The organism is Bordetella petrii (assembly GCF_020991325.1).
Taxonomy (GTDB): domain Bacteria; phylum Pseudomonadota; class Gammaproteobacteria; order Burkholderiales; family Burkholderiaceae_B; genus Bordetella_A; species Bordetella_A petrii_E.
In genome coordinates, this window is record NZ_JAJMLX010000117.1 from 1 (window position 1) to 13,277 (window position 13,277).

Below are 13,277 nucleotides of genomic sequence, written 5' to 3' on the forward strand. Positions count from 1 at the left end.
GGCCTGCCCGCCCAGCGTAACCTGCGACAGGCCGACGCCGGCGCCTGCCGTGGCAATGCCGCCGCCTCCGCCTATCGATTGCGCCGCCAGGCCGAAGGCGCGGTCGCCCGCCGTGCCGATGCGCAAGACGGCGTTGTCCACCGTAACCGTCTGTGCATTGCCGTAGTCGGTGCCGCCCACATTGATGTCCCCAGCCACGCTGCCGCCGTCGGCCGGCAGAGTCATGCCCGCCACCCCGCCGCCGCCGCCGATCGACTGCAGCACCACGCCGTGTGCATCGGCGCCATTCGTCACGATCGTCTTGGACCCGTACAGCCGAACCTTGCCGCCATCCTGCGTATGGGACGAGTCGGAAGATTGCGTTCCGCCCACGTTCGTCTTGATGCCAGTGCCGGAAGACAGCGCGACGCCCAGGCCGCCGCCTCCGCCGATGGATTGGGCCAGGATGCCGTAGGCGCCACTGCCGGCGGTCTGGATGCCCGTATCCTCGGCGCCGTCCAGCCGCAATGCGATGTCGCCGCCATAGCCGTTGCTGCCGGCGCCGCCGCCCACATTGACCTCGCCGGTGGTGGGCGACGATACGCCTCCGGTATCCGAACCGACATAACCCGCCCCGCCGCCGCCGCCAATGGCCTGCGCCAGCACACCCATGGCCCAGTCGCCCCCGGTACTGACCGAACCCAGCGCCGCGATCGACACGGCGTCCTGCTCTTTCAGCGGGTTGCTGTTGCCGACTCCCCGCACGGAGCCTGCCGTGTCGCCGGAATCGTCGCTATCGTCTCCGTCACTGTCGCCATCGTCCGGGTCGCCGCCGACACTCAGGTACATCCAGGACTCGGTGGGCAAGGCGCCACTGGGGTCACTGGTATCGTCGCTGCCCAGCGGCTTCACCGCGACGCCCGCGACCCCGCCGCCCCCGCCTATGGATTGGGCCACCATGCCATGCGACACATCGCCCTGGGTAACGACGTTACTGCTGTTTTGCAGCGAGACTACGCCCCCGTCACCGCCGTCGCCATCGCTTCCGCCCAGGTGCACCGTAATCTGGGCCGTGGTGTGTTCCCCTTCGTTGAGGCCGTTTTCCCACGGGTACAACGCCCGCGCGGCGCCCACGCCGCCGCCCCCGCCCAGGGATTGCGCCAGCAGGCCGGGCGAGAAATCCCCCTGGGTGCTGATAGAGAAATCGCCTTCGACGACTACATTGCCGCCATCGCCGCCCGCGCCGCCTTTGCCGCCCTGCTCCAATCCCACGGTAATGTTGAAAGGCCTGATCGCGCCCCAGAACCGCTCGGGGTTGGAGATGGTGTTTATCCCGCCCAACCCGCCGCCGCCGCCCACGGATTGCGCGATCAGTCCGGCGGACTGGTCGCCCGCGGTTGAAATATTGACGGCCGAGCACTCGGCCTGATAGCCGCAGGCCGTCACGGCGCCGCCATTGCCGGCGTCGCCGCCATGGCCGCCCAGCGACATCACCAGCGAATAATCCAGTATGTAGGAATTCGCGCCATAGTCGGCGGTGCCGCCCGCGCCACCGCCGTTGCCCACGGATTGCAGTACAACGCCATGCGAGCCATCGCCTAGCGTCTGCACCATATTGTTGCCGCTGGCCGCGAAGTTGACCGCGCCACCGTCGCTGGCGTTGCCGCCGGTGCCGCCCACATCGGAACCGATATTCATGGTGCCGCCGAAGGTGGCCGAGCCCAGGCTGCCCAGGCCGCCCCCGCCGCCGATGGACTGAGCCAGGACGCCGTAGGCCGTGCCGCCCTGGGTCACGATGGATGAGCCGTCGAGCAAGTTGACATCCACCTGCCCGCCCAGCCCGCCGCCGCCGCCGCTGCCGCCGATGGCAAGCTCGCCGGAGTACAGCGAATCTTTGCCATTGACCGTGGCAATGCCTCCGTCGCCCCCGCCGCCGCCGATCGACTGCGCCACGATGCCGTCGGCGTAATCGCCCGTGGTGGTGATGTCGCCCTGATTGACGACGGTGGCCAGGTCTGCATTCCCGCCCGCGCCGCCAGTGCCGCCTATGCCGACCGACATGGTGCCGCTGGTATTGAAGGTAAGGCGCCCCAGGATGGCCTCGAGCTCTTTGATCAAGCCCGTGACGTTGTTCAGCAACGAATCGTAGTGGCCGCCCAGCGAGCCCCCCAGGCCGCCGCCGCCGCCGATCGATTGCGCCATGATGCCATCGCTGTTGCGGCCAGTTGTGGAGATGATGCCCGCGTTATGTACCGCCGTGGCCGCGCCATTGCCCCCGCCGGGGCCTTCCCTGCCAACCGCCACCGAAAGGCGCAAGGTGGGCAGCTTGCCGCCTTCGCCCGGCAAGAGTTGCCCGCCCGCGGAAGCCACCGCCGAGACGCCCTGCGATTCGCCGCCTCCGCCGCCGACCGACTGCGCGACGATACCCCGCGCGCCCGACCCGGTGGTGACGATATTGCTGCTTGCGTCCTGGCTGACATTGACCAGCCCGCCATCGCCGCCCATGGCGCCCTTGCCGCCGACGGTGGTCGATGCCGTCACGCTGGCATACGTGCCGAAGGCATAGCTGGATGAATACGCCGCGCCGCCCGATCCCCCGCCACCGCCTATGGATTGCGCCAGTACGCCCGTGGCGTAGTCGCCCGCCGTGGAAATCGTGCTGTTGGCCAGATTGACATCCACCCCCGCGCCATCGCCGCCGGCGCAATCTCCGTCTGAACACTGGCCGCCCACCGCGGCCTGGAGCTGCACATTCACGGTGCTGGGCAAGTCGATCGCCAGCGAATAGATGGCGGAATCGCCTCCGTTCCCGCCTCCGCCGCCGACGGACTGGGCATGGATGCCGCGCGAATATTGGCCCAGGGTATTCAAGGCGGTATTCGAGATATCGACATCGACATCGCCGCCATTGCCGCTCGCGCCTCCCGTGCCGCCAATGGCCAGGTTGATGGGGATGGACACTCCGACCCCGCCCTCGACCGGCAGGCCGAGAATGAAGTTGTCTATTATCGAATTACCGCCATTGCCTCCACCGCCGCCGATGGACTGCGCAAGAATGGCGGTGGCACCGTCCGCGGACTCGGACTCGCTGGTCTGGTCGACGGAGCCCGTGGTCGTGATCGAACTCCGGTCCAGCGCCACGTCCACCGCACCGCCATCGCCGGCCACGCCGCCGTCGCCGCCCACGGCCACGTTCAAATTGATTTCCACGCCCAGGGTATCGGTGACCACGGCACCGCCCGCTCCCCCGCCCCCGCCTATCGACTGCACGCCCAGGCCGACGGCCAGGCCGCCGGCCGTCTGGATGTGCAGGTTGGACCGGTCCACGTTAACGGCGCCACCCGAGCCGCTGCCGCCACCGTCGCCCCCTATCTGGAAAGTCAGGTCGGCAATACCCGCGCCCACGGCAAAGCCACCCGCCCCGCCTCCCTTACCCACCGAATGGGCCAGCAGCCCGAAGGCGCCGTAGCCGGTGGTGGATATCTGGGCCTGCTCGCTGCCCGACACGGTTACCGCGCCGCCGTTGCCGCCGCCTTCGCCCGTCCCCCCCACGCCGATGCCGGCGCCCAGGGCCAGGTCGAAGGCATTGCCACCGTCGCCGCCGCCGCCGCCGATCGATTGCACCTGCACGCCGTGCGCGAACTCGCCGGCCGTGGGGATGGTACCAATGGACGTGACCTCGACCTCGCCGCCGTCGCCGCCGGCCTGGCCCTGCCCGCCCACGCTCAGGATGCCGGCGGTGCCGGCACCAGTACCGCCGCCGCCGCCGATCGAGTGCACCATCATGCCCTTGGCGGTATCGCCTGAAGTGGCAATGACGCCATAGTTGGCCGCGGTGACTTTGCCGCCGTGCGATTCGTGCGCCGAATCGGCATTCCCGCCTATGGCGATGATGCCGCCGGCGCCGCCGGCCGCCCCGCCGCCGTCGGCGATCGACTGGGCCACGATGCCATGCGACCCGTAGCCCGCGGTGCTAATGTCGCCCATGTTCGAGACCATGACTTCTCCGGGCGTGCCGCCCGCCTCGCCGTCGCCGCCCACCTCCAGTACCAGTCCGGCGGCCACGCCCCCCGCCCCGCCGCCGCCCGAGATGGACTGCGCCAGGATGCCGTACGCGTGGTCGCCCTGCGTGCCGATGTCGGCCTTGTTGTCCACCGTGACGTTGCCGGCATCGCCGCCGTTGCCGCCATTGCCCGCGCCACCGCCGATGATGCCGATGAACTCGCCCCCGGTTCCGCCACCGCCGCCCAGCGACATGGCGACGATGCCGCTGGCGTAATGGCCGCTGGTGGTGATGCTTGCGCCGCTGGAGGTATTCACCTGCACCTGGCCCCCATTACCGCCGAACCCGCCGCCTCCGGCCTTGCCCGCGACTGCCGTATCATCGACGCCGTCGCCGCCTTCGCCGCCGCGGCTGATGGCCATGATGCCCATCACCCTGTCGCCCGATGTGGCGATCTCGTAATTGTTGGAACCCAGCGTGACCGCCACGTCGCCCGCCTGGCCGCCATCGCCGCCCACGTTGCGGTTGTAGCCCGTGCCGCCCTTGCCGCCCAGGCTGGCGGCCTTGACGGCGGCGCCATACTCGGCGCCCCCCGTGACATCCACCGAAATGCCGCTATTGACGTTGACGGTGACCGCGCCGCCGTTGCCGCCCTGTCCGCCCTTGTCGTCGGCGTCGTCGGATTTATATCCCTGGGCGCCCTCGCTTTCCGCCAGGATGCCGAAAATATTCGCGTCGCTATTGCTCGAATCGACACGCACCTGCAGTTCGGCGCCGGCATCATGGTAGACCTCTACCGTGCCGCCGCCGCCCGCGTCGCCGTTGTAATGCCCGCCATATCCGCCGAACGACCAGGCCCGGATGCCGGTGACCAGATCCGCCGAACTCTGTATGGGTGCCTGCGCGCCTATCTTGATCGAGCCGGCATTGCGAACCTTGGCCAACTGGCCCGAGCCGCCCTGGCCACCGCGCTGGTTGTCGAACAACGCGCTGTTCTGCCGCCCGCCCTGGCCGCCGCCGCTTTGCGCCAGCACCCCTTCGAAGTTGCGGGTAATGCTGCCGTCCACGCGATAATCCACCGCGCCGTTCAACACTATCGACACGTCATTGCCATTGGCGCCCGCGCCGCCGTTGGAGTCGTTATCGTCGTTGTCGTCCTGCTCGCCATCGCCCCCCTGAGAAATGCCGGTAATAAAGGCACGTGGCGTATTGTCCGCCGAGCCATTGACGGTGACTGTCATTTTGCCGGCGCTGGATATGCTGACCTTGCCGGCCCCGCCGCCATCGCCCGCATCTTCACCCTGCCCGCCGAACGTCTGGCCATACAGCACCCCGCGGTAAACATCGAAACCCGACGACACGGTGAAAGTGGCGCCGGCGTCATTGATCGTGACGCTGGGCCCCGCGCCCGCATCGGTGGTGCCGTCATCGTGCGGCGGGCTATAGCCCGCCTTGGACACGCCCTGGATGCTGGTATAGGTTTCGGTCGAACCGTAGTCGCACTGCCAGCTGCTGCCGGATTCCGTGCAGGCGGCCGCGGCGGGCCCCGCGCCCGCCAGCAGGCCGGTTGCCACGGATGAAACCAGGAACTGGCGCCGATATGCCAGTTTGCGACGCGCCTTCATTCCGACAGCCATATTGCTCTCCATTTTTTCGCGGCGCACCCCTGCGTGACGGTGCCGGCCACGTGGCAATTCACAGTGATAGGCGCCATCAAACCGGAAAAGACCTCGCATCGCAGCATTTTTTCGACGAATCCGCCGTTTGGCTCGACGAATCGGCCTACCCGGGTCCATCAGGCCGTTTGGACGGCCGTGATAGCATTGCCGCCGATCGCCGGGCCAAACCGGCGTACCACATCAAAGGAGTCCTTGTGTTCAAGCTGCTGTCACGGGGGTCGGTCAAGCTGGTGGAGCGCTACCTGCCCGACCCTTATATTTTTGTCGTTCTATTGACCCTGGTTGCCGCAGTCGCCGCCATGGTGTTCGAAGGCCGTGCCCCCATGGAGGTGATCCGCTGGTGGGGCAACGGCTTCTGGGGCCTGCTGACCTTCGCCATGCAGATGCTGCTGGTGCTGCTGACCGGCTACATGCTGGCCAGCACGCCGCTGGTCAAGGGCATCCTGTCCCGCCTGGCGGGCCTGTCCGGCAACGCCGGCGGCGCCATCCTGCTGGTGTCGGTGGTGTCGCTGGCGGCCAGCTGGCTGAACTGGGGTTTCGGCCTGGTGGTGGGCGCGCTGTTCGCCAAGGAAATCGCCCGCCAGATCAAGGTGGACTACCGCCTGCTGGTGGCCAGCGCCTATTCGGGCTTTCTGGTGTGGCATGGCGGCCTGGCCGGATCCATTCCGCTGACCATCGCCACCGAAGGCCACTTCTCGGCCGACCGCATCGGCATCATTCCCACGTCGGACACGATTTTCGCCACCTTCAACCTGGTGATCGTGGCGGCCCTGTTCGTGCTGGTGCCGCTGGTGAACCGCCTGATGCTGCCCGACGAAAAAGACAGCATCTACGTCGATCCCGCCAAGCTGGACGCCGCCGAACCGGCACCCACCAGCGCCGAAGACGAACGCCGCCCGGCCGCGCGCCTGGAGAACAGCACGCTCATCGCCATGCTGATCGGCTTCGCCGGGCTGGCCTATCTGTTCGACTACTACGTGGTGCGCGGCGCCGGCCTGAACCTGAACGTCATCAATTTCACGTTCCTGTTCCTGGCCATCGTGCTGCACCGCACGCCGCGGCGCCTGTTGACCTGCCTGGACGAAGCCATCCGTGGCGGCGCCGGCATCGTGATCCAGTTTCCGTTCTACGCGGGCATCATGGCCATCATGATGGATTCGGGCCTGGCCGCCTCGCTGTCGGAATGGTTCGTGTCGTTCTCCACCGCCACCACCCTGCCCTTGTGGACGTTCCTCAGCGCCGGCATTGTGAATGTGTTCGTGCCGTCCGGCGGCGGCCAGTGGGCGGTGCAAAGCCCCATCGTGATCGCATCGGCGCAGGCGCTGGGCGCAGATATTCCCCGCGTCGCCATGGCCGTGGCCTGGGGCGATTCCTGGACCAACATGCTGCAGCCGTTCTGGGCCCTGCCGGTACTGGCCATCGCCGGCCTGAAGGCGAAGGACATCATGGGCTATTGCCTGATCCAGCTGTTCATCAGCGGCGTGGTCATCGGCGTGGGGCTGACGTTCTTCTGACGTTGGCCGGGCATGGCCCTTGCTGGCCCGCGGCTTGCCGAAAACCACGCCGTGCCGCCGCGGCCACACAAGGAACCGCCATGCCCCTGAACGCCATTGCCATCAACTGCACGCTGAAAAAATCGCCCGCCTCGTCATCGTGCGAGAAACTGCTGGGCCAGGTGGCCGACGAACTGCGCGGCCTGGGCGCCACCTGCGACTTGATGCGGGCCGTGGACCATGCCATCGCGCCCGGCGTGACGTCCGACGAAGGCCCGGGCGATGAATGGCCCGACCTGCGCCGGCGCATCCTGGCGGCCGACATTGTCATCCTGGGCACGCCCATCTGGCTGGGCCACCTGTCCAGCGTGTGCCAGCGGGTGCTGGAACGCATGGACGCTTTCCTGGGCGAACTGGACGAGGGCGGGCGCATGCCGCCCTACGGCAAGGTGGCGGGCGTGGCGGTGGTGGGCAACGAAGACGGCGCGCACCACGTCAGCGCCGAATTGTTCCAGGCCCTGAACGACGTGGGGTTCACGCTGCCGGCGGGCGGCTGCACCTATTGGGTGGGCGAGGCCATGCACAAGACCGATTTCCAGGACCTGCCCGCCACGCCCGAGAAAACCGCGCAGGCGACGCGCGAACTGGCCCTGAACTGCATGCACCTGGCCCGGCTGTTGCGCGATTCGCCTTACCCGCCGCGTTGAACCACGCCGGCCTCTTTGGCACGGATCAGCGCCACCACCACATCATTGATGGGCGTGGGCACATCGCGTTCGCCGCCGATGCGCACGATCGCGCCATTGATCGCATCCACCTCGCAACGCCGGCCCGCCAGCAGGTCCAGCAACATCGAGGGGCGTGCGTCCGGAATCTTGCCGCCCAGTTCGCGCACGTGGGCGATGGGATCCGGCAGGCCCAGTTCGATGCCCAGTTTGCGCGAGACATCCACGGCTTCCTGGGCGCAGCCCGAGGCGATGCGCCAGGCTTCGGGGTGATCGATGATCTGGCCGATGGTCAGCTCGGTAAGCCCGGACGTGCCCGAGTACGCGACGTTCATGATGACTTTCTTCCACACCATGCTGGACACGTCTTCGTGCAAGGCTACCTCGAACCCGGATGAGCGCCAGATCTCGGCGGACGCTTCCAGGTCTTTTTGCGGCAGGCCGGCATACGCCCCGAACCAGGTCACGGCCAGGCCGTTGTGGTGGGCATGGCCGGGCTCGGGCAGCGAGGCCCCATAGCCGCCCACCACGCCCACGGCCAACTGAGCGGGATCGACATAGCGCGCCACGCGGTCGGCCGACCCCACGCCGTTCTGGATGGTTTGCACGACGGTATCCGACTTCATCAAGGGCTTGACTCCGCGGGCCGCGGTTTCCACGTCGAAGGCCTTGGTGGCGATGATGACCAGGTCGCAGGGCCCGACGTCGTTGGCATGGATGGATGCGCTGGCCAGCCTTACCGTCCGGTCGCCGCTGAAACCCGACACGCGCAAGCCATGGGCATTGATCGCGTCGACATGGTCCTGCCACGGTGTCACGGCGTGAACCTCATGGCCCGCCGCCGCCATCAGGCCGGCATAGACAGAACCCATTGCGCCGCAACCCATGATGCATACCTTCGCCATTGCTTCCTCCTCAGTCGAGTTTGATGTCAGCCTGCTTGATGATGGCGCCCCACCGTTCGGATTCGGCGCGGGTATAGCGCGCGAGTTCGTCCGGCGACATGGTGTCCACGTACATGCCCGCGGTCTGCACGCCTTGGCGCACCTTGTCGGTGGACAGGACGCTGTTGAAAGCCTGGTTCAGCTTGCTTACCACGGCGGGCGGCAGGCCCGCCGGGCCATAGATGGCGAACCACGAACCCACGTCGTAGCCCTTCAGGCCCAATTCAGCGGTGGCCGGCACTTGCGGCAGCGTATCGAGCCGCTGCGCGCCCGATACCCCGATGGCGCGCACCAGGCCCGCCTTTACCTGGCTCATGGCCCCGGCAGGACTGGTGATGTAGAAATCGACCGTGCCGGCGGCCAGGGCCTGCATGGCATCGCCCGCGCCCTTGAAAGGGATGTGCGTCATGGAAATGCCGGCCATCTGCTCCAGCATCACCGCGCCCACGTGCGGCACCGAACCATGGCCCGACGACGCATAGTTCAGCTTTCCCGGGTGCGCCTTGGCATACGCGATCAGGCCCTGCAGGTCCTTGAACGGCGCCTGGTTGCTGGCCACCAGCAATTGCTGCGAACTGGCCACGAAAGCCACCGGCGTGTAGCGCTTGACCGGATCCAGGTCCAGGTCTTTGAACAGATGCGGGTTGGTGACCAGATAGCCGTTATAGCCGAACAACAACGTGTAGCCATCGGGCTGGGCATGGGCCACGAAACCATTGCCCAGGTTGCCGGAGCCGCCAGGCTTGTTCACCACCACCACCGATTGGCCCAGCTTGCCGCCCAGCGGTTCGGCCAGCAGGCGCGCCAGATAGTCGGTGGAGCCTCCGGGAGGCGAGCTGACCACCAGGTTGACGGGTTGCCGGGGCCAGGTGTCGGCTGCGCCCGCTTGCCCCATGGCGCATGACGCCAGCAATACCAGGCAGGCGCGCGATAGCATTTCAAAACGCATTGTCTTCCTCCGTGTAGTTTTGATTGATTCTAACGGCAATACACACGCATGCCCGGCGCGCCGCGTGTTTGACCGCGCGGCGGTCATGGACATGCTGCCGATTGGCGCGCCACTGCGGCATGCTGTCGGCTTGCCTGCCACGCCTATATCTAGAACACTGCGCCATGACTGATACTTCCGCCTACCCCGCCGCCCATACGCTGGAGGATTTCCGCCGCAACCTGGCACAGGTGCATGCCACCATCGCGGCCGCGTGCCACCGCGCCGGGCGCGACCCGGCCGCCGTCCGCCTGCTGCCCGTCAGCAAGACTGTCGACGAAGCCCGCATCCGTCTTGCCTATGCCGCCGGATGCCGCGAGCTGGGCGAAAACAAAGTGCAGGAAGCCCATGCCAAATGGGAAGCCATGCGCGAGCTGTCCGATTTGCGCTGGGCCGTGATCGGCCACCTGCAAACCAACAAGGCCAGGCTGGTGGCGCGCTTCGCCAGCGAATTCCAGGCGCTGGACAGCCTGCGGGTAGCCGAGGCCCTGGACCGCCGCCTGCAGGCCGAGGGCCGTTCGCTGAAGGTACTGGTACAGGTCAACACGTCAGGCGAGGCCACCAAGTTCGGCCTGGCGCCCGACCAGGTGCCGGGCTTCATGCGCGAACTGCCGGCGTTTTCCAGCCTGCGCGTGCAGGGCCTGATGACGCTGGCGCTGTTCTCGTCCGACCCCGCGCGGGTGCGGCCCTGCTTCGTGCGATTGCGCGAATTGCGCGACCGCCTGCGCCAGGACGCGCCGGCGGGCATCGGCATGCACGAACTGTCCATGGGCATGTCCGGCGATTACGCCCTGGCCATCGAAGAAGGCGCCACCACGGTGCGGGTCGGGCAGGCCATCTTCGGCGCGCGTGCCCTGCCCGACAGCCACTACTGGCCCGGGCTGGCGGCACCGGATTCCCAGGCATGAAGGCGGGCCTGGCTCACGACGCCATGCTGGCCATGCCCGCCGCATGGCGCGCCGCCCTGGCGGGCTATGCATGGGATGCGCAGGCCATAGGCTGTTCCGGCGCGGCCGTGTATCGCCTGACGGCCCGCGGCCGTGCCGATTTGTTCGTGAAAACCGAGGCGCTGGAGCACGGACATGCCGAGCTGCCCGGCGAAGCGCAGCGCCTGCGTTGGCTGGCGGCGCATGGCATGGGCTGCCCGCGGATACACGGCGAAGCCATCGAGGCGGGCCGCTGCTGGCTGTTGATGTCGGCCGTGGCGGGCCGCGACCTGGCGTCTTCGGCCGGCCTGGAACCCAAGTGCATCGTGCGCATCGCCGCCGCCGCGCTGCGCCGGCTGCATGCCCTGGACCCCGCCCTGTGTCCGTACGACCATCGGCGGGCGGGCCGCGTCGAGGCAGCCCGCGCCCGCATGCAGGCGGGCCTGGTCGACGCGGGTGATTTCGACGCAGAACGGCTGGGCCAGAGCGCGCAACAGGTGTACGCCACCCTGTTGCGGCAGGTGCCGGCCCGGGAAGAATTGGTGGTCACACACGGCGACGCCTGCCTGCCCAACCTGCTGGCAGCCGATGGCGGTTTTACCGGCTTCGTCGATTGCGGCCGGCTGGGTGTGGCCGACCGCCACCAGGACCTGGCCCTGGCGGCATGGAGCATCCAGCACAACCTGGGCAGCGCCTGGGTGCCGCCATTCCTGCAGGCGTACGGCGGCGCCATCGACAAGGACCGCCTGGCGTTCTACCGCCTGCTGGACGAGTTTTTCTGAAGCGGGCTATTGCTGACACCCACGGCGCTACCTTAAGCGGCTTGGCCAGGTGTCTGGCTCCCGCAGGGTGCCAGACCCCGTCGCGTCGAGCCTGCGCGCATATCGGTGTCTGGCACCCTGCGGGAGCCAGACACCCGGTAATACGCTGCACGATGACATCAAGCGCATCCTTGCTGCTTCAAGCGCGCGTCGATCCAGCTGGTGTCCAGCTTGCCTGCCGCGATCTGGGCGAATGTCTGGGCTTCGGCGGCCTGCTTCCCCGCGGCGGCCTGGTGCACCGCATCCACCTGGTCAAAGGGAATACACAGCAAACCGTCGGCGTCGCCCACGATCAGGTCGCCCGCTTCGATGGTCATGCCGTCCAGCGCGATGGCGCCGTTGATTTCGCCCGGCCCGTCTTTGTAGGGGCCGCGATGGGTGACACCGGCCGCGTACACCGGAAAGCTGCTAGACCGCAGCGCGGCCGAATCGCGTATGGCGCCGTTGATGACAATGCCGCCGATACCGCGGGACTGCGCATAGGTGGTCATGATCTCGCCAATGATGGCGTTGGTCAGGTCGCCCCCGGCGTCCACCACGATGATGTCGCCCGGCGCGGCCAGGTCCAGCGCCTTGTGCACCATGAGGTTGTCTCCGGGCCGCGTCTTCACGGTAAGCGCCGGGCCGGCCATGCCGGTGCCGTCGTGCATGGGCCGCAGGCGCGCGCCTCCGGCCGCCATGCGCGACATGACATCGCTGATGTTCGCCACCGGCAGGCCGGCGAACCGGGCCACGACATCGGGGGCCACCTGGCGGCGGCGCTCATGAATCTGAAAACCTAGCATTGTCTCTCCCGGCACGGGCCGTAGTAGGGTGAAAAAAAAGATGGTAGCGCGGATGCGGCCACCATTAACAAACTGGGCCTGCAGGCGAAATAACAACGAACCGGGTCTGCCCGGATTGCCGCAGGGCCCCATTTCTGGCGATAATTGAGATTAATTCCCATTAACAAATTATCGCCAGCCGATGTCCCCTTCCCAACCGACGCCGTCCCTGGTCGTGGCCCAGTTGTACGACGCGCATCATGGCTGGCTGTTCAACTGGCTGCGCAAGCGCCTGGGCAACAGCGCCGACGCGGCCGACCTGGCGCAGGACACCTTCATGGGCATTCTGGCGGCCGGCCGGCGCCAGGCCCTGCCCGAGCTGCGCGAACCTCGCGCCTACCTGACCACCATCGCCAGGCGCCTGGTGGTAGACCTGTACCGGCGCCACGCACTCGAACGGGCCTACCTGGAAGCCCTGGCCCAGACGCCTCAAACCCACGCGCCGTCCGAGGAACAGCGCCTGACCGTCCTGCAGACGCTGCAGGAAGTGGACGCCCTGCTGGACGCCCTGCCTGCCAAGGTACGCAATGCCTTCCTGCTTTCGCAACTGGACGGGCTGACGTACGAGCAGATCGCCGCCGACATGAATATCAGCCTGCGCAGCGTCAAACGCTACATGGCTGAAGCCTTCCGGCACTGCATCCTGGCCGCGCCATGACGCCTGCCCTGACCGCTTCCATCGACCCCCGCATCGCCGCCGAGGCCGCCGACTGGCTAGTGCTGATGCATTCGGGCAAGTGCTCGCTGGCCGACCATCGCGCCTGTGATCAATGGCGCCAGCGCAGCGCGGAACATGAACGGGCCTGGCGGCGCGCCCAGGACGTGCTGGCCAAGCTGGGCGGCCTTCCGCCCGGGTTGGGCCGTGCCGCCCTGGACCGCAGCGTGCGCCACGACC

The 13,277-nt window shown here is 67.5% G+C and carries 10 protein-coding genes; 6 read left to right on the forward strand and 4 right to left on the reverse strand.

Features of this window, described 5'->3' with window-relative positions; genetic code table 11:
* Positions 1-5,619: beta strand repeat-containing protein (locus LPZ50_RS13240; RefSeq protein WP_230661947.1), on the reverse strand; the 5,619-nt coding region annotated here is incomplete at its 3' end.
* A gap of 236 nt (positions 5,620-5,855) precedes the next feature.
* On the opposite strand from LPZ50_RS13240, the gene LPZ50_RS13245 reads away from it, so the two are divergent.
* Positions 5,856-7,175 carry a short-chain fatty acid transporter gene (locus LPZ50_RS13245; RefSeq protein ID WP_230661948.1) on the forward strand — a complete coding sequence of 440 codons (1,320 nt, stop codon included), beginning with the start codon at positions 5,856-5,858 and terminating at the stop codon, positions 7,173-7,175.
* 80 nt (positions 7,176-7,255) lie between these two features.
* The gene (locus LPZ50_RS13250) at positions 7,256-7,861 is read left to right on the forward strand and encodes a flavodoxin family protein (protein ID WP_230661949.1); all 606 of its coding nucleotides are present in this window, start codon (positions 7,256-7,258) and stop codon (positions 7,859-7,861) included.
* On the opposite strand, the gene LPZ50_RS13255 is transcribed toward LPZ50_RS13250, so the two are convergent.
* Together LPZ50_RS13255 and LPZ50_RS13260 are read right to left on the reverse strand one after the other, a co-directional pair.
* Positions 7,846-8,784, reverse strand: coding sequence for a ketopantoate reductase family protein (locus LPZ50_RS13255; RefSeq protein WP_230661950.1), 939 nt, complete (start codon positions 8,782-8,784; stop codon positions 7,846-7,848). The two genes, LPZ50_RS13250 and LPZ50_RS13255, sit on opposite strands and share 16 nt — an antisense overlap.
* Before the next feature lie 10 nt (positions 8,785-8,794).
* The gene (locus LPZ50_RS13260; RefSeq protein ID WP_230661951.1) at positions 8,795-9,772 is read right to left on the reverse strand and encodes a Bug family tripartite tricarboxylate transporter substrate binding protein; all 978 of its coding nucleotides are present in this window, start codon (positions 9,770-9,772) and stop codon (positions 8,795-8,797) included.
* A gap of 164 nt (positions 9,773-9,936) precedes the next feature.
* On the opposite strand from LPZ50_RS13260, the gene LPZ50_RS13265 reads away from it, so the two are divergent.
* Positions 9,937-10,719 carry a YggS family pyridoxal phosphate-dependent enzyme gene (locus tag LPZ50_RS13265; protein WP_230661952.1) on the forward strand — a complete coding sequence of 261 codons (783 nt, stop codon included), beginning with the start codon at positions 9,937-9,939 and terminating at the stop codon, positions 10,717-10,719.
* Positions 10,716-11,519, forward strand: coding sequence for an APH(3')-II family aminoglycoside O-phosphotransferase (locus tag LPZ50_RS13270; protein ID WP_419195595.1), 804 nt, complete (start codon positions 10,716-10,718; stop codon positions 11,517-11,519). Before LPZ50_RS13265 ends, LPZ50_RS13270 begins: the two co-directional genes overlap by 4 nt.
* A 158-nt stretch (positions 11,520-11,677) precedes the next feature.
* On the opposite strand, the gene LPZ50_RS13275 is transcribed toward LPZ50_RS13270, so the two are convergent.
* Entirely contained in the window at positions 11,678-12,343 is a 666-nt protein-coding gene (locus LPZ50_RS13275; protein WP_230661953.1) for an RraA family protein, read from the reverse strand.
* A gap of 181 nt (positions 12,344-12,524) precedes the next feature.
* Between LPZ50_RS13275 and LPZ50_RS13280 the strand changes: the two genes are divergently transcribed.
* Together LPZ50_RS13280 and LPZ50_RS13285 are read left to right on the forward strand one after the other, a co-directional pair.
* Positions 12,525-13,040 (forward strand): sigma-70 family RNA polymerase sigma factor, encoded by a 516-nt coding sequence (locus LPZ50_RS13280; protein WP_230661954.1) that lies wholly within the window; start codon positions 12,525-12,527, stop codon positions 13,038-13,040.
* Positions 13,037-13,277, forward strand: a 241-nt coding sequence (locus tag LPZ50_RS13285; protein WP_230661955.1) for a FecR/PupR family sigma factor regulator, incomplete at its 3' end; no start/stop codon positions are given. The genes LPZ50_RS13280 and LPZ50_RS13285, both read left to right, overlap by 4 nt.